We start from the raw sequence: 20546 nt of genomic DNA, 5'->3' as shown, positions 1-20546 counted from the left end.
TGATGAGACAACCCAGCTAAATCAACTAATGTGAAAGATTATTTCAATTAGTCGCGAGCACCTACAGTGTGTACGTATACAGAATCTGTAGAGCCAGCTTCCTGAGCAGATGGAGCGGAAGCGATGAGGACGATGGTGTCGCCATCCTGTACGCTACCATTTGCCTTCAGTGTGTTGTCAGCAAGAGCCATGAGCTCATTACGGGACAAGCCGTGATACTCGGTGTCAACCTTGATGCCCTCAACACCCCAAGAAAGACCGAGCCAGCACTTGGTGTGCTCGTCTGTGGTCAAACCGAAGATTGGAGCCTGTGGACGCTCTGCAGATACGCGGTGAACAGTTTCGCCAGCCTTGGTGAAAGCAACGATAGCCTTGGCATCGGTCTTGTCAGCAAGAGCAACTGCTGCATGTGCTACAGCTGCGGTGGTGGAGAACTCTTCGTCCTTGATGCCTGGGATACGGTCGTAACCATGCTCGGTAGCATAGCCGGACAGACGAGCCATGGTGTTCACAACGATAACTGGGTAGTCGCCTACTGCAGTTTCGTTAGAAGTCATTGTGGCATCAGCACCATCGAGAACTGCGTTTGCGCAGTCGGATGCTTCTGCACGGGATGGTACTGGAACCTTAACCATGGAGCCGAGAACTTCGGTAGCCACGATAACTGGCTTACCATATGCACGAGCAAGCTCGATGCAACGCTTGGTAATCAGTGGAACCTGCTCGAATGGCATCTCTACTGCCATATCACCACGAGCAACCATGATTCCATCGAATGCCTTGACGATGTCCACGAGGTTTTCTACTGCCTGTGGCTTTTCGATCTTTGCAACGACTGGAATGCGGCGGCCTTCTTCGTCCATGATTTCGTGAGCACGCTCAATATCGGTGCCGAAACGTACGAAGGACATAGCGATGATGTCTGCGCCAGTGCGGATACCCCAGCGAAGATCTTCCTCATCCTTTTCAGACAATGCTGGAACGGATACTGCTACGCCTGGAAGGTTGATACCCTTGTGGGAAGATACAGGACCAGCAACGATAACCTTAGTTACAACGTCGTTGCCCTCTACCTTTACAACCTCGAGCTGAACCTTACCATCATCGATAAGGATTGGATCTCCAGGATGGCAGTCGCCTGGAAGACCCTTGAAAGAGGTGGAAACGCGTTCCTTGTTTCCTACAACTTCATCGGTTGTGATAACAAACTGCTGACCCTGATCGAGCCATACCTTGTCCTCACCATTAGCATCTTCTTCAACCCAACCACAACGGATCTTAGGGCCTTGCAAATCAACGAGAACTGCAACGTTCTTGCCGGTTTCCTTTGCAGCCTGGCGTACGTTGTTATAAACGTTCATATGCTCTTCAAAAGTTCCGTGGGAACGGTTGATACGAGCAACGTTCATACCAGCGTTAACCATTTCCTTGAGGGTATCAAGAGCTGAGGAAGCTGGACCGATAGTATCGACAATCTTTGCCTTGCGCATGAATGCCTACCTGTTTCTTTATCTAGACGGAATGGGCTATGCCCATATTTCACATTTCCTAGTTTACTGTGTTCATCGTACTTTTGACACGATTTACACGCCACGGTTATGCAAACCGTGCAATCGTTGCCATAAAACGTTTTACCTAGTCGGAGAGTCGACGGCTTGCACGCGCTTCATACGCACTAAACTGGCGCCTGCTGCAATGCCTAAGGACAGGATAATAACGAGCAACGAAACCCACGTCGGAATTTCCGGCACCATGTGCAAAGGCTGACCGCCGTTGATAAAAGGCAGACTATTACTATGGAGGGCTTCCAAAATCAGCTTTATACCAATAAAGCCCAACACTACGGACAGGCCTATAGGCAGATATACCAATTTATCCAGTAACGCACCTAACAGGAAGTACAGCTGCTGAAGACCCAGTAAAGCGAACACATTAGAGGTGAAAACGATAAAAGGATCCTGTGTCAACCCAAAAATAGCCGGGATAGAGTCGAAGGCAAACATGACATCCGTCGTGCCAATTGCTACGAAAACCACCAGCATCGGCGTAAAGTAGCGCTGCCCTTCCACACGCGTACGGAGTTTCTTGCCGTCGTACTCATCTGTCATCTTCACCACGCGACGCATAGAACGGATGAGAATATTTTCCTGATAGTCATCCTCGTCCTCTTTGCCCATTGCCAATTTCACGGCTGTGTACAATAAAAAGGCACCGAAAAGGAAAAATACCCACGTAAAACGTTCCAAAATGGCAGATCCAGCCAAGATAAAAATACCGCGCAAAATCAATGCCAGCGTAATACCCACAGAGAGCACGTATTTTTGCAAATGTTTAGGCACCGCAAAATTCGACATAATAATGACGAATACAAAAAGATTATCAATGCTCAGCGAATACTCAGTCAGCCAGCCAGAATAAAACTCAATCGCAGGTTGCGATCCCGCCACCGCCCAGATCAATCCACCGAAAATTAACGCCATAACGACAAAGAAGGCAATGTGTTGCAAGCATTCTTTCGTACTCGGAATATGTGGTTTGCGTCCAATGAGCACCAAATCCACCGTAAAAAACACGGCCAAAACGATAAAAGTGGCGATCATGAACCAGAGTGGGGTTTCGCTCATTATTCTCTTTCTGTAGCTGCTCTTCTCACATGCGTATATATATAGTGTATAGACCACTGGTACTACGAGTTCTCGACCACAGGCATGTCCCCTATGCGTCTACCTTATGTCAACGTTGAGCACGCCGTATGAGGCAAAAAAAATTCTCAGACCACCCTATCGCCTTGTGTGGTCTGAGAATTTTATCGTTGGGTTTATGCCTGTGTCATCTGACGGAGTTCCTTTTTCAAATCCCGAATTTCATCGCGCAAGCGGGCTGCCAACTCGAATTGAAGTTGCTCTGCCGCGGTATGCATTTGATCGGACAATTGACGAATCAAATCTGCCAGATCTTGAGCCGGAAGTCCCGCCTCGAGCAGCTTCTTATGGCGCTCTTCTGCAGACTTTTCGTCCATCGTAGGCACGCCCAGATGCGAGTTGCCGGCCTTGCCAGAATTGCGGTAGCCACTGGCCAAAAGCTCCTCCGTATCCACATCCTCCTTCGCCAGCATGTCATTAACATCGCTAATTTTCTTAATCAGTGGCTGAGGATCGATGCCATGGTCCTTATTGTACTTCATCTGAATTTCACGACGACGATTCGTTTCATCGATGGCCTTACGCATAGCATCGGTCAGCTTATCCGCATACATAATCACCTTGCCGGACACATTTCGAGCGGCACGACCAATTGTCTGAATGAGCGAACGATAGGAGCGCAGGAATCCTTCCTTATCCGCATCCAAGATGGCCACCAAAGAAACTTCCGGCAAATCCAAACCTTCGCGAAGCAAATTAATGCCTACGATAACGTCAATTTTGCCTTCGCGCAGCTCACGCAACAGTTCCACACGACGCAAAGTATCCACATCGGAATGAAGGTATTCCACCTTAATGGACCTCTCGAGGAGATAGTCGGTCAAATCCTCTGCCATCCGTTTGGTTAGTGTTGTGACGAGTACACGCTCATTTCTTTCGATGCGCGCCTTGATTTCTGCCAGCAAATCGTCAATTTGACCGTCTACTGGGCGCACATCGACCTCAGGATCCAGCAGACCGGTTGGGCGAATAATCTGCTCAACGACGCCATCGGATAGATTCATTTCGTAATCACCCGGTGTAGCGGACAGGTACACCGTTTGGCCGATATGTGTGAGGAATTCTGGGAATTTCAATGGACGATTATCCATCGCCGATGGCAGGCGGAATCCGTGCTCCACGAGTGTGCGCTTACGGCTGGCATCACCCTCGTACATGGCGCCAATTTGTGGAATGGTCACGTGTGATTCATCCACGACGAGCAGGAAGTCGTCCGGGAAGAAGTCGAGCAGGGTGTGCGGAGGCGTGCCCGGTGCACGGTCATCGAAGTGACGCGAATAATTTTCTACGCCCGAGCAGGTACCAATTTGCTGAAGCATTTCCAAATCATAGGTGGTGCGCATTTCGAGGCGTTGCGCTTCGAGTAGCTTATTTTCCTTCTTCAGCTGTTTGAGGCGCTGGTCCAGCTCCTCCTGAATGGTATCGATGGCGTGTGCAAGGCGGTCTGGGCCGGCTGCATAGTGTGTGGCTGGGAAGATATGAATGGTATCTTCTTCCGCAATTTCATCGCCCGTAATCGGATGAAGCGTGGAAATTCTATCAATTTCATCGCCAAAGAATTCGATGCGGATAGCCAATTCCTCGTATACAGGAATAATTTCAACGGTATCCCCACGCACGCGGAAGGTTCCCCGCGCAAAATCGATGTCATTGCGCTTGTACTGCATGTTGACGAAGGTGCGGAGCAAATCATCGCGTTCGATATGCTCGCCGCGTTCCAAGAACAGCATTTGACTGGCGTATTCTTCCGGCGTACCCAAACCGTAAATGCAGGACACCGTGGCCACAACGACGCAGTCTCGACGCGTCAGCAAATTTGCAGTCGTAGCGTGGCGCAAACGTTCTACATCATCGTTGATACTGGAATCTTTTTCGATAAACGTATCCGTTTGAGGGATATACGCTTCTGGCTGGTAATAATCGTAGTAAGACACGAAATAATTCACCGCGTTATCCGGCATGAGTTCCCTAAATTCCGCGGCAAGCTGCGCTGCCAAAGTCTTATTTGGCTCCAAAATCAGAGTTGGACGCTGTAGTCTTTCAATAAGCCATGCCGTCGTAGCCGTTTTACCCGTACCGGTGGCACCCATTAATACGACATCGGTTTCGCCATTTTCAATGCGTGTGGCGAGCTCATCAATGGCCTTAGGCTGGTCGCCTGAAGGTTTATATGGTGACTTCACCACGAAGGGTTTGTCTATGCGTTCAATTCCGTTAAAAGCCATGCTTCTATACTAGATCTTTCAGCCGAATTACGGTTATGCTCTCAGCCAGTTATCGACGGCGCTATCCACCTGTGCCAGCATCGTTTCTAAGGGTCGTTGTGAGTCAATGACCAGGTCCGCTATTTCTTCGCGTTGCGCTCGCGTCAGTTGCATAGCGATACGCGATTGAGCATCTGCAGCAGTCATATGACGTGACTCCATCATGCGCGCAATGCGCACGTCCTTGCTGGCTTCCACGGTCATAATATGATCAAAAATTATGCCATTATCCTGTGCAAGCTGGCGTGTTTCCACCAGCAACGGAATGTCATGAAAAATGATCGAGTGCTCTTTTTCTGCTAGTATGCGCGATTCTCGCTCGGCGGCAAGACGGTACACGGCAGGATGCATGATTCCATTCAGTGTGCGCAGCTGATGATCATCTTGAAAAACATGCTCCGCCAGCCAGGGCCTATTGAGCATTCCATGACTATCTAGCGCCTGCTCACCAAATGCTTGAGCCACTTCTCGTAGTACTGGACTGCCCGGGCGCACAATGTCGCGAGCCAGTTTATCGTAATCGATGACAGGAAAACCCCGCTCTATGAGGTGGTTACTGACGGTAGATTTGCCAGCAGCAATGCCGCCGGTGATGCCTACACGTATGAATTTTGGATGTGTGGATGTCATATGCACAACCATATTACAGATAATTCCATTGTTATTTATCGTATAAAAAAAGGACCCCACGCTTTCACATGGGATCCTTTGAATAAGCACTTCAGCTTATGCGAGTTGCTAGCTTAAGCCATCACAACCATAATCGAGCGTTTTATTCTCGCTTAGTTGTTCTCGTTGAGCAACTGTTCGCGCAATGCTGCGAGCTGATCATCAGCTGCGAGGGTACCCTCGTTTGCTGCTGCGGAACTGTAGTTTGTAGCGTCTGCGGAGTCAGCTGGAGCTTCTTCCTCTTCTACACCATCAGCCTCAGCAGAAGCTGCTGCAAGCTCAGCCTGCTTTGCTGCGAATACCTTGTGTGCTTCCCACAAGTCGTGAGCTGCTGCGTACTGAGCTTCCCACTCTTCGCGCTGCTTTTCGAAGCCTTCAATCCATTCGTTCGTTTCTGGATCGAAGCCTTCTGGGTACTTGTAGTTTCCGTTTTCGTCATACTCTGCTGGCATACCATACAAAGCTGGATCGAAATCTTCAGAAGCTGGGTCTACAGAATCTGTAGCCTGCTTCAAAGACAAGGAGATACGACGACGATCAAGATCAACGTCGATAACCTTTACGAATACTTCGTCACCAGGCTTGACAACGGTCTCTGGGTTCTCTACGTGGCGGTTTGCCAACTCAGAGATGTGTACGAGACCCTCGATGCCGTCATCCACGGAGATGAATGCACCGAACTGTACAATCTTGGTAACCTTACCCTTAACAATCTGTCCTGGAACATGGGTGCGTGCGAAACGCTGCCATGGATCTTCCTGAGTGGACTTAAGGGACAGGGAGATACGCTCGCGATCGAGATCGACATCGAGCACCTCAACGGTGACCTTATCGCCAACCTTAACAACTTCAGATGGGTGATCGATATGCTTCCATGACAGCTCAGAAACATGGATCAAACCATCAACACCGCCGAGATCGACGAATGCACCGAAGTTAACGATGGAACTGATAACGCCTTCACGAATCTGACCCTTCTTAAGCTGAGAGAGGAAGGTCTCACGAACTTCAGACTGAGTCTCTTCGAGGTACTGACGACGGGAAAGAACAACGTTGTTGCGGTTCTTATCGAGCTCCAAAATCTTAGCCTGAATGGTCTGGCCAATGTATGGAGCCAAGTCACGCACGCGACGCATTTCGACGAGGGATGCTGGCAAGAAGCCACGCAAACCGATGTCCACGATCAAGCCGCCCTTAACAGCTTCGATAACGGTACCTTCAACAACACCGTCAGCTTCCTTGATCTTTTCAACGTCGCCCCAAGCGCGCTCGTACTGTGCACGCTTCTTAGAAAGAATAAGACGGCCTTCCTTGTCTTCCTTAGTGATGACAAGTGCCTCTACGGTGTCGCCAACTTCTACGACATCGTCTGGATCCACGTCCTTCTTGATAGAAAGTTCGCGGGAAGGAATAACACCTTCAGTCTTGTAGCCGATGTCAAGAAGTACCTCATCGTGATCGATCTTTACAACGGTACCCTCAACGAGATCACCATCATCGAAGTTCTTGATGGTGGAATCGACTGCCTTGATGAAATCCTCTTCCGTGCCGATATCGTTGATAGCGACCTTCTGGATTTCGTTCTTGTTATCTGTCATTAAAATGTTTTTTCTTTGACTTACACGGATAATTATCGATATTCAATTTTTCGTTTCTTTGCAAGGCTTAGCACAAGCTAAACTCTGCAAAGCGACGAGCACATGCACAAGCATTGATACTTCAACACATACGCCTTTAAGGATACGCTAAAACCTACCCAAATTTCCAGCTGAATTCGGGCGTGTCGCGCTCCGTTCTCCCCAAGCTGAGCAACGCGCGGAGCATAGACATGCTCTAGTGCGTCTTTCGCGCAAATCTTTGTGCCATCTCTACAACATTTCTCAGTAGCATTGCGCGCGTCATCGGTCCTACGCCGCCCGGATTTGGTGTATATGCACTGACTTTGGCATAGCAGGCTGGGTCCACATCGCCTTGAATGCGCCAGCGGCCTTCCTCCTCCACAAAGACGCGAGAAACACCCACATCCACGGTCACCGCGCCCGGCTTAATCATATCTGGCTTGACAAAATGTGCGGACCCCATAGCGGCAATAACGATATCCGCCCGACGAATTTTATCTTCAATATGGCGCGTTTTCGAATGGCAGGTGGTCACCGTAGCATTTTTGCCTTTAGCGGTAAGCATCAGACCAATGGTGCGTCCAATGGTAATGCCCCGTCCAAGCACACAGACATCCTTGCCTTCAAAATCGATGCCGGCGCTTTCCAAAAGTTCAATGATGCCGCGAGGTGTGCACGGCAACGCTGTATCCGGCAATTCATCGGTGTACAACACGAGTTTGCCTAAATTCAACGGATGCATACCATCGGCATCCTTGTCAGCACGAATATGCTCGAGCACCTTCAGCGTGTCGACATGCTCTGGCAAGGGTAATTGCACGATGAAACCTGCGCAATCCTCATCTGCATTGAGTTCCTCAATGGCAGCTATGATGTCGTCCTGGCTTGCATCGGCAGGCAGATCTCTGCGAATGGACTGCATGCCCACTTCAGCACAATCCTTATGCTTGCCTTCTACATATTTCACAGAGCCGGGATCGTTCCCCACTAAAATCGTGCCCAGCCCAGGATGAATCCCCTTCGATTTCAGCTCCTGAACTTCGCGGGCGAGCTCTTGTTTAATCGTGTGTGCCACATCAGTTCCACTAATTCGTAAAGCTGGTTGTCCCTCACTGACCACTGCAACTCCCCTGTCTGTCTATCAATACCTCATTAATGCTACTATGAGATGGTACACATAAAAGGGTTATGTGTGCATTACTCGATATAAGGTAGAAAGAGTCAAGTGAGATGAAGAAGCATCGAAACTTTGACGCCATTGCTGTTATTCGTCGTGCTGCTACTGCAATTGTCGCAGGAGTAGCCATTTTCGCACTGAGCGCGTGTGGAAATTCAGCAACCACACAAAAAACCGAAACGGAAAGCTCCGAGCAAACCACCACCGAGCAGGCTCAAGATCCTATTACGGTCGTCGCTTCGGTGAATCAATGGGGTTCTCTTGCTCAAGAAATTGGTGGAGAGCATGTAAAGGTAACCTCCATCATCAATAGCTCCACCGTAGAGGCACACGATTATGAGGCTTCCACGGCCGAAATTGCTGAGCTCACCTCTGCACAAGTAGCCGTACTCAACGGCGCGAATTATGATGCCTGGGCTACAAAAGCTGTGTCCTCAGAAAAATCTATATCCACCGTGAATGCGGCTTCCATCGTGGGCGCCGGCGAATCGGATAATCCTCATCTCTGGTTCTCTAAGGATGCACGTAAGGCCGTGGCTGAAGCGTTGAATAAGACCTATGCGCAGCTTCTGCCTGCTTCTAAGGATTACTTCCAGCAGCAGTATGATGCTTGGCTGAAAACTGAGGATGAACTCGATACGAAAATCAGCGAATTCAAAACGAATCATGAAGGTGAAAAGTATGGCGCCACAGAAGCCGTTGCCTACTATCTTTTCTCCGATCTGGGTTTGACGGATGCTACACCGCAAGGCTATGCAAATTCCAGCGCGAATGAAGCCGAGCCAACAGCCGCAGATTTGCAGGAATTCCAGTCACTTATCGAAGCGCATGATATTTCTTTCTTGGTCAATAATCCTCAAGAAAGTTCGGATGCGACGAATATGTTGACCGGCACTGCAGGCAAGTCTGATGTTCCTGTCATGGATATTACGGAGCAAATTCCTTCACAGTACTCGACGCTGAACCAGTGGATTTCAGCACTGCTGGATGAGCTGAATTCGACGTTGGACGCGCAGAGTCAGCAGTAAGTCGAAATCGATAATGCGATAGCTCAGTGATGAAAGAGCTTTACACGATAAGCTCACAGAACAAGAGTTAGGCATTCTGTGCACAACTCATATAACGTAGATGAGGTGTTGGGCTCCGCTCAGCACCTCATCTCATCTTTGGCTTCACTCCTGAGCTCAGGGCCATACACGGAAATATGGATGCCGTAGCCTTGTGATGAAGCACAAACCACCCTCCATGTAGAAAAGATAATTTATGTCTGTACCTTCTTCTTCGCGATCAGATGACGCTTCTGAGCGCATGCCACATATGCACACAGACGTATCTCCTCATACCCATCACACTGCGCAGCCACATGGTGAACAGTCACTTAGCGAGCACACGCACACGCGTGACGCATCGGTTATCGAATTCATCGATGCGGCCGTAAAACGCGGTAATCGCACTATTTGGTCTCAGGGTAATTTTTCCATTCCAGCACATAGCGTGACCGCTATAGTGGGCACGAATGGCACCGGAAAAACCACTATGCTCAATGCCATTCTTGGCATTCTTCCCCTATCTTCGGGGCAACTTCGCGTACTCAGCGAACCAGCCGGTAAGCAAAACGCACATATCGGCTACGTGCCTCAGGATTATACGACGGCTAGCGAAAGCAATATCACCGTTTTTGATTTTGTCCTGCTCGGTATCACAGGCACACGTTGGGGATTTCGCCCCTCCTCGCGTCAAAATCGAGAAGATGTGCGCAGCATCCTAGATTTTGTGGGCTTAAGTGGGCAATCCAGCCTGAAAATTAACGCATTATCCGGTGGCCAACGCCAAAGAGCTGCCATTGCTCAGGCTTTGGTCAATAATCCCGAGTTGTTGATTTTGGATGAGCCACTAGCCAACTTGGATATTGCTAGCCAGCATTCCATCGTAGAACTTTTATCAGATCTCAATAAAAAGATGGGCATGACCATTCAAGTGGTTGCACATGATCTGAATGTTTTACTGCCTATTCTGACAGGTGCGGTATATCTGCTCGATGGGCACCCGCACTACTCCTCCATGGATAATATGCTCGACTCCAACCTGCTGACACACCTGTATGGCACAACGGTAGAGGTTATTACCACGCCGCAGGGCGACATGTTTGTCACGCATAATTCCGCCATGGAACCACAAAGCCGAGCCGTGCACGATAAGCATTCCACTCAGGCAGCCGCACACTGGCATTCGCCTCAGGCACAGCAACCCTGCTCACCAGAAGGTGAGAGTGGAAACTCAGCCACGGCTAGCAGGAATTCCACTGGTCCAGGGACAAACGCAGCTACCGAAACAACCGTAGAATCTTCGGAGGATTAATATGCAATACAATCCAGAATGGCAGATGGTTCTCCAAGCCACATTCGTACAGCGCGCATTTATCGCAGGCATTCTTATTTCTCTTGCAGCAGGGCTTGTGGGCTATTTTGTCATTATTCGAAAATCGACATTTGCCGCGCACGCCCTAGCTCATATTGGCATGCCAGGCGCTACAGGAGCAGCGTTGCTGGGTATCCCTGTTTTGTGGGGCATGGGCATTTTTGCCATCGGCGGCGCACTCGTTATCGGAGCTTTAGGAAAAAAGGCCTCTGAAAGAGAAATTGCCACCGGGTCTGTACTCGCTTTTGCTACGGCTCTGGGTTTGTATTTTTCCAACCTCTCCTCAGGCGCTGCGAAACAAATGCAATCCATCCTTTTCGGATCCGTGCTCACCATTACGGACGATCAGCTGATAACTTTTGCTCTTTTTGACGTCATCCTGTGTCTAACGCTGCTGATTATCTTCCGCCCCTTGCTGTTTAGCTCCTTGGACGAAACCGTAGCTCAGGCTAAAGGCGTGCCCGTTGCTCTGCTCAGCATTGTTTTTATGATTATGATGGGAGGCGTTATTACCGTCAGCGTGCCTGCGGTAGGAACCTTGCTCATCTTTGCCTTGGTTATTACACCCGCAGATACTGCCATGATGCTGACGCGCTCGCCTATGCGTTCCATTATGGTCACCATAATTTTATGTCTGATTTCCATGTGGGGCGGACTGGTCATTTCGACGATGTTTAATATGCCTCCAAGCTTCGTCATCGTCAGCATTAGCGTGGCTCTGTGGCTGATTACAAAGGCAGTTGTGGCACTGCGCGGCTAAGATGAGCGCACAACCGCGCACGAAAGAACGCAAGGCATGCAAAAGGCTCAGACTCTGAACAAAACAGAATCTGAGCCTTAAACGTTGCATAAGTGCACACGCAACGCACATGCGTACAGGAAAGAAAACTACTTCTTCTTGCTGGCCTTTGCCTCGGCTTCTACACGCTGCAACGTCATGTCTGCTGGCTCTTCTGGAGCCATGGCATGATGCTTTTCATCCCCGGGACGTGGCTTTTCATAGCCCAAGTTCACATCCAGCAGACGCTGAGCTTCTTCTTCTTCCAACTTTTCACTCAACGCAATTTCCGAGGTCAAAATGGTACGAGCGCGAGAAAGCATGCGCTTTTCACCTGCGGATAAACCATGATCATTGTCATCGCGCTGAGCGAGGTCGCGTACGACTTCTGCTACTTTGTTGACATCTCCTGATGCGATTTTTTCTTGATTAAGCTTGTAGCGGCGAGACCAGTTTGTTTTTTCTTCAACAATTGGCGTGCGCAAAATTTCAAAGACTTTTGCTACTGCTACCGCATCGACGATGTCACGAACACCCAGCTCTTCTACGGTATCTGCGGGTACATTGATTACGAGTCCATCAGATGAGAGAACGGAAAGCTTCAGGTATTTTTTGGTCTGTCCGCGCAATTCTCGATCGGAAATTTCTTCGATACGTGCTGCGCCATGACGTGGATAAACGACTGTATCGCCAACCTTATAATCCATAAAAAATAGGTCCTCCAGCGAAATTTACAATGTGTTCAGTGTGCCATAGAGCAAGGACACCCAAAGCGCTATAGTTTGCGCTATTATGTTATCAGTACAGCAATCTACAAAGAAAGCTACGATATGAATACTCCTACAACGCGATCTTCGCAGCACACTATCCTCGTTGTGGAGGACGAGCCTACGCTTGCTACGGCTATTGCTCAGCGTTTAGCTTCTGAAGGATGGAACGCTCGAGTTATTGGCGATGGCGCAAGTGCTGTTCAAGCTGCTCTTCAGATTAAGCCGGATTTGGTCATCATGGATATTATGCTTCCTGTGATGGATGGCTTAGAGGCTACCAAGCGCATTGTGGCGTCGCGTCCTGTGCCTGTTTTGATGCTGACAGCTCGTGATGATGAGGCAGACAAGATTATTGGCCTGAGCGCGGGCGCGGATGATTATATGACGAAACCATTTTCTATGCGTGAGCTTATTGCGCGTTGTAAGGCTCTGCTACGTAGAGTTGAGCGCGCAAAAGTTATTGCAAAGAATTCTGAAAATGAGAAAGTGCTGCAATTTGGCGATTTGGTCATCGATCCAGCTCAGCGCATTGTGACCTTAAATGATGAAATTGTGCATTTAACGCCTACTGAGTTTGATTTGCTCTCCACGTTGGCGCGCAAGCCTAAGAGCGTTCTCACCCGCGAAAAGCTTCTAGAAGAGGTGTGGGATTGGGTGGATGCCTCGGGTACGCGTACCGTGGATTCTCACGTGAAGGCTCTGCGTCATAAGCTGGGTGCGGATATGATTCGTACCGTGCATGGTGTGGGTTATGCTTTCGAGCCACCTGCGGATGATCAGTAAGCAGCTCATAGGATGCCTGCGCGTTTAGTGTAACTGTGATTATAACTGTAATAAGGAAAGCGCTACCCTGTTTTAGTTTCTCCTACAGATTCTAAAATTCATGGTGTAGCGCTTTTAAATTTTCTAGCTTGTGTGGAATTTAGATTCTTATGAAACCTCGTCTTCGTGATAAAAAGAAGTCTTCTCGCCGTTTTAGTTGGTACCGTCCTCTAGGCATTATTTCTTCGTTAAAAATTGAACTGAGTATCCTCATTTTCTTAGCTACGTTCAGCGCTTTTGTATCTGCTTGGGGCTTGCTGAAGCTGGGCATTTCTGGCTGGGTGGGACTGCCGATTACGCTTGCAATTGCTTTGGGCATTACCTATATTTTCGCCCAAGGTTTGACGGCGCCTTTGCGAGAAATTCGTGATGCGGCTGAGACCTTAACGCAGGGTGATTATGCCGTGCGCGTGTCTATGGCTTTGGATAGTAACGATGAAATTGGTCAGCTGTCTCGTTCCTTTAACATGATGGCGGATGAATTGGAGCATTCTGACCAAATGCGTCGCGATTTGATTGCTAATGTGAGTCATGAATTGCGTACGCCGGTTTCGGCTTTGCAGGCTTTGGTGGAAAATATGGCCGATGGCGTTGTGGAACCGACTCCATCCAATTTGGAAGGCATCCTCAATCAAACCCAACGTTTAAGCGATCTTATCGCCTTCTTGCTGGACTTAAGCCGTATGGAAGCGGGGGCGGCCAGCTTGGAAATTTCTAAATTTAATATGCGCGAATTCCTCGATGATGTGATTATGCCGCTAGAGATTGCGGATTCGAGTCATAATCATCATATCGATTTGCGCGTGCCGGAGCGTTTATGGATGGAAGGCGATGAAGATCGTTTACGCCAGCTGTTTACGAATATCATCGCCAATGCATTGAAGCATTCGGCAGATAATACGGCTATTGCCATCGAAACGCGAGAAGATAAATTGCATGGCAATATTGTGACGAATGTGATCAATTTTGGATCCCAGATTGCGCCCGAAGATCGTTCCGATATTTTCCGCCGCTATGTCAAGGGCCACCGCAATCGCCCCGGCACTATGTCGGGCGGTACGGGCTTGGGCCTGTCTATTGCACGTTGGGCTGCAGGCTTGCATGGTGGAACGGTGCAAGTAGTGGATGACAGCCGCGGCGTGAACTTTGAAATCACCTTACCTAAATGGCACATCGAGCAAAGCACACCTCCGGAACGTGTAAACATGGAGCAGGCTTAGGACCCTGCAATAGTTAGAAATTATGGGCAGAGAGCTGAATGGCATGAAAATATTGGCATGTCGTTCAGCTCTTTTTTCGTCCAGAGCACCTGAAAAAATTATTCGAACAAATGTTCGAAAGGTGGTTGCTATGGGCATTCCTATTGCGCTGGAGTCTGTGCATGCAGGCTTTCCTTCGGTGGCGCAAGATTATTTCTCAGGTGATTTCTCTTTTGATACGAATGTCATCGTGCACCCAGATACCTCGTTTATTGTGCGCATTTCTGGTAGTTCTATGGAGGGCGCAGGCATTTTTGATGGGGATCTCGTTATCGTCGATAGGTCACTTATCCCCCAAAACGGCGATATTGTCATCGTGGCTTTGGATGGCGAGCTGACTGTCAAGCGTCTTGCATCCGATGCTCAGGGCAATCCCGTTCTCCATGCTGAAAATAAGCAATACCCAGATATCCAGCTGTATTTCGACGAGTCGGTCACTATCTGGGGCGTTGTAATCGGAAATTATCATCCGCAGTGCGAGCGCCTCAAGATTAATTTTGAAACGCACGGTGATTTTGCCCAATCATCGCACACGGCTCTTCCGGCACGTAGGCCGTCACACGGTGTCCAAACTTCGCGGCAGCTCTGAGCGCGGTTTCAGGTTGGTTTCTCCTTTTCATTTCAGAATTTCAGTAAGGAGCTTATGATGAATTCTCGGTCTGAAACACTAGCAGAGGATGCTCTTCTGCGCGTCGCTCCCTCCTCGCCTGCTACGCACACAAGCACACAGTTTATCCTTGCCGATGCCGATAGCTTTTTCGCCTCCTGCGAGCGCGTTGTGGACCCACGCCTGTATAAGCGTCCCGTGGTGGTTTTGTCCAACAACGATGGTTGTGTGGTGGCGCGTAGTTTTGAGGCGAAGAGGTTGGGCATCCCCGAGGGCATTGCATGGTTTAAAATTCGTGAAAAGGCCACACAGCAGGGCGTCATCGCCTGTAGCTCAAATTATGAACTGTATGCGAGTTTATCTACGCGCATGATGCATATTATGAGCACTTTCTTCCCTGAGCAGCATGTGTATTCCATCGATGAATGTTTTTTCCGCGTCAAAGAGGATGTGACACTCATTGTAGAAAAAAGTACGCAGATGCGCGAGGCTGTGTGGAGAGGGCTGGGGTTGCCTATTTCCATTGGTATTGCGCCTACCTGTACTTTGGCGAAGGTGGTAAGTCACTGGTCAAAGCACCATTTGGGCGTGCGTGGCATTATGAGCTGGGATGAGGCAGTACGTGTCGATCCTCATTTTCTTAAGCATGTCAGTGTGCGCGATATTTGGGGTGTTGGGCGACGTCTTGCGCCCAAACTGATGAGTATGGGCATTACCACTGCTGCCGATTTACGCGATAGTGATCCGGTGCTTATCCGCAAAAAATTCCGCGTTAATCTTCAACAAACTGTTTTAGAATTACGCGGAATTCCCTGCCATACGTTTGATGAGGATGACAATGCTCTCGATGGCAAACGCACAACTCAAATCATGTGTTCGCGCATGTTTTCTCACCCTATTCGTGATGCGGAGGGTTTACGGCAAGCCATTAGCGTGTACGCACAAAAAGCGACGAATCGGCTGAATCGGCAGTCAAGTCTGTGCTCCTCTGTAAGTGTTTTTTGCTCGACAAGCCGCTTTAATACCTCAGATATTCCTTCACATATTCATGGTCTGGGGACTTTTGAGCCAACGAATGATCCGCTTATTATCGCTAAATCTGCTTATCAGTGTATCGAAAAAGACATCGTTCCTTCTGCGCCTTATGTGCGTGCAGGCGTAGTTTTACAAGGACTTATCGATGCGGATAGCTATCGTCCCCTCGATGTTTTCGAAGCTCAGTACGATAAAGGCATCAACGAGGTGCTCGAAACTGCCCGTCAACGTTTCGGCTCTTTCCGTGTGGGCATTGGCTATGGTGGCATTCGTGGTAAAGGGCGAACGAATGCGGATACGGGTGCTTCATGGACGATGAAACGTGCACGCCTCTCCCCACGCGCTACGACCTGCTGGTCGGAAATGCTGACGGTAAAGGCTTAAGCATCTGTATTGCCTTCAATATCGGCATGCTCCGTATTGCTTTTATCGGCATCGGCGAGGGCACAGACAGCCACAATATGTGCGCCTTGAGCACGCAGTATGCGCACGCAAGCACGCACGGTAGAGCCTGTGGTGATAATGTCATCGATCAGAATAACCTGACTATGGTTGAGTTCATGAGAGGCGGTGATGAGGAGCCCCTTATTGAGACGTTGCGAACGTGATTTTTTCGTTGATCTCGTTACGGACTTATGGACGTGCTTATCCATGCTCAGACAGGTGCATACATGAGCGCTAAGTGGAAATTCATCGTGTAAAAAGCGCACATTTAACCGTTCAACCAGATGGCGCGCTAGTGGAAGCATGTGAAGGCGTCCTCGTTTTTTGACCGACTGGGGTGAAGATGGTACGGGCACAATGCACAGTGAGCGTGGCGTATCCGTACTGGTGTTATAGCGTTCACTAGCTGCCATATTCAGAACGCTCACGCAGCGCCGCTCAAGAAAGGCGGAAAACAGTGCATCCAATTCCTCATCCCCATGGTCCTTCCACGAGAGAATACTCGAACGCACCGGCTCACTATAAGGCGCACAAGAATACACGGTAAAGGATTGCACAATCCGACGCTTCATGAAAGAGCAAAATTCACGCTGACACAGCGGGCAGAGGATTTCATCGAATACACCGCAGCCGGCACAACGTCGCGGGAAAAGCACCAGATGCAGTGCTCGCCATAATTGCAAAAGGGAGAAAAGCATAAGCTTAGCCTAGAAGATGAAGCACACAGCATCCACTTCATCCAAGCATTGTGAACGAATGTGAGTAACTCGCGGTATCAAAAGAAAAACTACGAAAAGACGAGGCGATACCCACCACCGCGCACCGTAATAATACGTCGTGGCATCTGAGGATTATCCTCTAAAACGGCACGCAGGCGTGCAATAGATACGCTCAGTAGCCGCGTATCGCCCGAATCATCGTATCCCCATGCATCTTTCATGAGCTGCTGACGGCTAACCGTCTCCCCTTGCGCGTGAAGAAGCGCTAAAAGCAAAGAAAATTCTGCATCCGAGATAGAAAGAGGCTCATCATGAAGCCACGCCTGATGCTCTATGGAATCAATGCGCAAACCATGCGTAAAAGCCTGCATAAAATCTTTCATAAAAATATTCGTCTGGTCCGGTCCTGTAACACTGACCGCACGTGTGCCTGCTTGAGCTGCAGGATAATCATTACCACCCGGCGTCATACGATCGCCCACAAAAACGATGTCCTGCACATCAATCTTATGCAGTCGAGCCAGCTGCTGTACGGCATAGGACTTATCCAAACCACGCTGAGAAATATCGATGCTCGTAGCACCGGCGACGCGCACAGTGAGATCCGGCAGGAGCTGCTGTACCTGGTCAGCCATGAGTTGCCGCTTCACGCCATCACTATCCCAGGTCTCCTTGTCCTCGAGGCGAGCTGCCGATCCGAGAGCAGAAAAAGTAACCTGACTTCCTCTATCCTCGATGCGTGGCCCCTGCGTATTCTCATACCAATACCCTAATGCGCGCGCACAGGATTCTAAGGCGTGAAAAGCGCGCGTCTTTTGCTGCACACTCAATTCCACCGCATACACGCGCTCAAACGCTCGCCCATTCCAGCTGTAGTAAGAGGTGCCCGTGGTTGGAAGCAAGTCGAGGTTATCCGCATACGCATGCCCTATAACAGTGTCCAAAACTTGGGATTCGATGAGCTCATAGCGGCCACCCGTCACGATGGCCACTGGCATAATATGCGTTAAGGAAGCAAATAAATGCGTGGTTTCTTGAGTCATGGGCATTTTAGAACGCGCTAAGGTGTTGTCCAAATCAAAGGCCAGCAGTTTCACGCCCGAAGCGCAAGCATCAATATCCACATCCGGAGCTTGCACAACGGCAATCTGTGCACTCATATTGCCTCCTTTCCTGTACTTCATTGTAACAAGAAGCCGACTGTGTGCCATGTCTTCTATGCTCAATGACTGCTATGCTCGATGGTATGAAAGAGCTTCCTTGGGATAAGCGCATATACCGCAATCGTCATGGTCGCGGTTTGCGTCAGCCTGTTTTTGGCACGCATCTGCCGTTATACCGCACATCTGCAGGGTATTTTGACAAACAAGTTTTAGCTCAAATTACACGCCTCAAGCGCGCTTGGCCTCAGCTTTTCACCCATGTGGAGTGTGCTGTAGAAGATGTGCCTCCTTCTGATCCACTGTCCTGGGAAGATTATCGTGTCCATTTATCCCAGAGTTTTCCCTCCCGCCACGGCATTCCCGCACGCATTGCCCTGTATAGGAAGCCTATAGAATTTCGCGCACGAAACCGCACCGAATTGGATATTCTTATCCGCGATGAAATTGTGCGACAGTTATCAGAACTCTCAGGCTTACCACCTCAGAGCATTGAGCCGGATTGGCAGGACCGCTTCTAGCGCGTTCCGCTGCAACACCTGTGAGGCACTTGGGTACTCCCGCTGATCTGCGCCTCATCTCGCGCTAGTTGAGAATTGTTTTTTCTCTCGTCACGGTGTACTTCGTCGTCGTCAAATCCATAGCAGGCGTTGCCAAGCTTGCACGCTGGGCGACCTGCGCATCCGATACAGAGTTCACAGTGAAAGACTCACCCACAACGAGGGATGCGCGCGATGAATCCGTCTGAGAAATCTGGACAACAGTCGCATTTGAGCTAATATCCGTAGCCGCAAAGGTATACACACTATGCGCGTTAATCTCCACATCGCGCTCGCCCGAAACTGAACCATCCGCACTAAAGGCTGCAATATGCACCTTTTGCGTGTCAGAAGACATATTAGAAATATCGACGCGGTTGTTTACGTTTTCCGGCACATTAACTGCAAAAGATTGTCCTGCTGAACGTGCCTGTGTCACAGCAAAATCGCTTTGCCCATCCGATGCAGAAACACTGCTGATGGCGGATGCGGACACCGGCGATGAGGAGGTCACCAGAACGGATTGTGTACCTTGCGGAATATTATCCACATGCGTAAAGCTCAATTTTTCCGCCGTATATGACACTTTCTGCGTGGTAATTTCCCCATTGTCTCCTAGGAAGACGAATTGAGCAGAACCATCCTCTGTACCGTAGACGGCAATATCCATAGATGAGGCGTCGCTCAGAGCAGGAATGACCTGCGTGGTATCCGCAGAATCTAAAGGATTGCTGTAATCAGATCCTTGTGGAGTAAGCCCATCCATATGCACTACCTGGACGATGGCAGCAACCGGAGCAGAGTCACTTTCTACCGTGACATAGGCGGCATCGTTGACATTAAATGCAGCCGATAAATCGATGGTGACTTCCGCATGTGCGGCCACCGTTGCCGTGGCGTGCGTTTCAAAAGTCAGTGGGTCGGACGATTGCGTGCCATGAGCCGTCAAAGAAATCGAGGCAGACTTTTCCGAAGAATTGGCCACAACCATCTGCTGTGACCATCCCGTGCTGGTAGCAGGCACGATGAACGATTGCGTTGTAGCAAAAGGCACACAGGAAGAAGCTGAGATACCGCGTAAATCTGCTTCGGATGCCCACGAAACCACCGTGCCTTGAGCACCGGTAAATTTCTGAGCATTTAATGTACGCGTTTGGACAACCAAGGATTGACCCGCATCATCCGTGCTGGTGCGCACAGAGTCATTCGCCATATGCGCATCACCAATAATCGAAGTGGTTGTCGTCTGTGCTACATCGGCAACATCAGCTTGATACACGGCTCCCATAGCGGAAATGCGAGAGGTGGAGGACAGATTGCCCTCACTCGCCTGAAAATCAGCATCGCCGTAGTTTTCCGTATCCGCGAGCTTCATACGCGTTGGGCAGTACAGCGAGGAATTGAGCTGTGCCACCTCTTGCACGGAGCTCGCAGACTGCTGCGAAGAAAAACGCGGAATAATCGGATTGAGCCACCCTAAAGCCAGCCCCACGGCTGCACCGACGAGAAGGATTGCGCTCAGCACAGCACCAAGAATCGCAAGGATTTTACGTGTTACTGACAT

The 20546-nt window shown here is 49.5% G+C and carries 18 protein-coding genes; 8 read left to right on the top strand and 10 right to left on the bottom strand.

Features of this window, described 5'->3' with window-relative positions:
* Positions 1 to 47 precede the first annotated feature (47 nt).
* From pyk to D570_RS0106405, 6 genes are all read right to left on the bottom strand, one after another.
* Complete coding sequence (gene pyk, locus D570_RS0106430) at positions 48 to 1490, bottom strand: pyruvate kinase (protein WP_018143570.1); 1443 nt, start codon at positions 1488 to 1490, stop codon at positions 48 to 50.
* 141 nt (positions 1491 to 1631) lie between these two features.
* Positions 1632 to 2624, bottom strand: a complete 993-nt coding sequence (locus D570_RS0106425) for a TerC family protein (protein ID WP_018143569.1) — start codon at positions 2622 to 2624, stop codon at positions 1632 to 1634.
* A 194-nt stretch (positions 2625 to 2818) separates the two neighbouring features.
* Positions 2819 to 4927 carry an excinuclease ABC subunit UvrB gene (gene uvrB / locus D570_RS0106420; RefSeq protein WP_018143568.1) on the bottom strand — a complete coding sequence of 703 codons (2109 nt, stop codon included), beginning with the start codon at positions 4925 to 4927 and terminating at the stop codon, positions 2819 to 2821.
* 33 nt (positions 4928 to 4960) lie between these two features.
* A complete protein-coding gene (gene coaE, locus D570_RS0106415) occupies positions 4961 to 5596 on the bottom strand; it encodes a dephospho-CoA kinase (RefSeq protein ID WP_026181939.1) in 636 nt (211 codons plus the stop codon).
* A 152-nt stretch (positions 5597 to 5748) separates the two neighbouring features.
* Entirely contained in the window at positions 5749 to 7233 is a 1485-nt protein-coding gene (gene rpsA, locus D570_RS0106410; RefSeq protein WP_018143566.1) for a 30S ribosomal protein S1, read from the bottom strand.
* 235 nt (positions 7234 to 7468) lie between these two features.
* Positions 7469 to 8374: a bifunctional methylenetetrahydrofolate dehydrogenase/methenyltetrahydrofolate cyclohydrolase gene (locus D570_RS0106405; protein WP_083907420.1), complete on the bottom strand. Its 906-nt coding sequence runs from the start codon at positions 8372 to 8374 to the stop codon at positions 7469 to 7471.
* A gap of 110 nt (positions 8375 to 8484) precedes the next feature.
* Here D570_RS0106405 and D570_RS0106400 point away from each other — a divergent pair, with 110 nt between their 5' ends.
* The 3 genes from D570_RS0106400 (at position 8485) to D570_RS0106390 (ending at position 11609) form a co-directional block, all read left to right on the top strand.
* Complete coding sequence (locus D570_RS0106400; protein ID WP_018143564.1) at positions 8485 to 9459, top strand: metal ABC transporter solute-binding protein, Zn/Mn family; 975 nt, start codon at positions 8485 to 8487, stop codon at positions 9457 to 9459.
* Between the two features lie 235 nt (positions 9460 to 9694).
* Positions 9695 to 10789, top strand: a complete 1095-nt coding sequence (locus D570_RS08690; protein WP_018143563.1) for a metal ABC transporter ATP-binding protein — start codon at positions 9695 to 9697, stop codon at positions 10787 to 10789.
* A 1-nt stretch (position 10790) separates the two neighbouring features.
* Complete coding sequence (locus tag D570_RS0106390) at positions 10791 to 11609, top strand: metal ABC transporter permease (RefSeq protein WP_018143562.1); 819 nt, start codon at positions 10791 to 10793, stop codon at positions 11607 to 11609.
* Positions 11610 to 11737: 128 nt separating this feature from the next.
* On the opposite strand, the gene D570_RS0106385 is transcribed toward D570_RS0106390, so the two are convergent.
* Positions 11738 to 12334 carry a CarD family transcriptional regulator gene (locus tag D570_RS0106385; RefSeq protein ID WP_018143561.1) on the bottom strand — a complete coding sequence of 199 codons (597 nt, stop codon included), beginning with the start codon at positions 12332 to 12334 and terminating at the stop codon, positions 11738 to 11740.
* 123 nt (positions 12335 to 12457) lie between these two features.
* On the opposite strand from D570_RS0106385, the gene D570_RS0106380 reads away from it, so the two are divergent.
* The 4 genes from D570_RS0106380 to D570_RS0106365 all read left to right on the top strand — a co-directional run bounded on the left by D570_RS0106380 (position 12458) and on the right by D570_RS0106365 (position 16504).
* On the top strand, positions 12458 to 13180 hold the full coding sequence (locus tag D570_RS0106380) for a response regulator transcription factor (RefSeq protein WP_018143560.1): 723 nt from the start codon (positions 12458 to 12460) through the stop codon (positions 13178 to 13180).
* A gap of 149 nt (positions 13181 to 13329) precedes the next feature.
* Positions 13330 to 14439, top strand: coding sequence for a sensor histidine kinase (locus tag D570_RS0106375; protein WP_018143559.1), 1110 nt, complete (start codon positions 13330 to 13332; stop codon positions 14437 to 14439).
* A gap of 130 nt (positions 14440 to 14569) precedes the next feature.
* Positions 14570 to 15067: a LexA family protein gene (locus D570_RS08685; RefSeq protein ID WP_018143558.1), complete on the top strand. Its 498-nt coding sequence runs from the start codon at positions 14570 to 14572 to the stop codon at positions 15065 to 15067.
* A 54-nt stretch (positions 15068 to 15121) separates the two neighbouring features.
* Positions 15122 to 16504, top strand: a complete 1383-nt coding sequence (locus D570_RS0106365; RefSeq protein ID WP_245531870.1) for a Y-family DNA polymerase — start codon at positions 15122 to 15124, stop codon at positions 16502 to 16504.
* Here the strand turns inward: D570_RS0106365 and D570_RS09480 are convergent.
* Positions 16501 to 16977, bottom strand: a complete 477-nt coding sequence (locus D570_RS09480) for a ComF family protein (protein ID WP_169331236.1) — start codon at positions 16975 to 16977, stop codon at positions 16501 to 16503. The genes D570_RS0106365 and D570_RS09480 overlap by 4 nt on opposite strands.
* A gap of 374 nt (positions 16978 to 17351) precedes the next feature.
* Positions 17352 to 18443 (bottom strand): HAD-IIB family hydrolase, encoded by a 1092-nt coding sequence (locus tag D570_RS08675; protein WP_018143555.1) that lies wholly within the window; start codon positions 18441 to 18443, stop codon positions 17352 to 17354.
* A gap of 65 nt (positions 18444 to 18508) precedes the next feature.
* On the opposite strand from D570_RS08675, the gene D570_RS0106350 reads away from it, so the two are divergent.
* Positions 18509 to 18964: a metallopeptidase family protein gene (locus tag D570_RS0106350; protein WP_018143554.1), complete on the top strand. Its 456-nt coding sequence runs from the start codon at positions 18509 to 18511 to the stop codon at positions 18962 to 18964.
* 64 nt (positions 18965 to 19028) lie between these two features.
* Here D570_RS0106350 and D570_RS0106345 read toward each other — a convergent pair whose 3' ends face one another.
* Positions 19029 to 20546 (bottom strand): DUF5719 family protein, encoded by a 1518-nt coding sequence (locus D570_RS0106345; protein WP_018143553.1) that lies wholly within the window; start codon positions 20544 to 20546, stop codon positions 19029 to 19031.

Origin of the sequence: Alloscardovia criceti DSM 17774 (genome assembly GCF_000376885.1) — a bacterium.
Lineage (GTDB): Bacteria > Actinomycetota > Actinomycetes > Actinomycetales > Bifidobacteriaceae > Alloscardovia > Alloscardovia criceti.
This window is presented reverse-complemented; position numbering and strand designations above follow the sequence as displayed.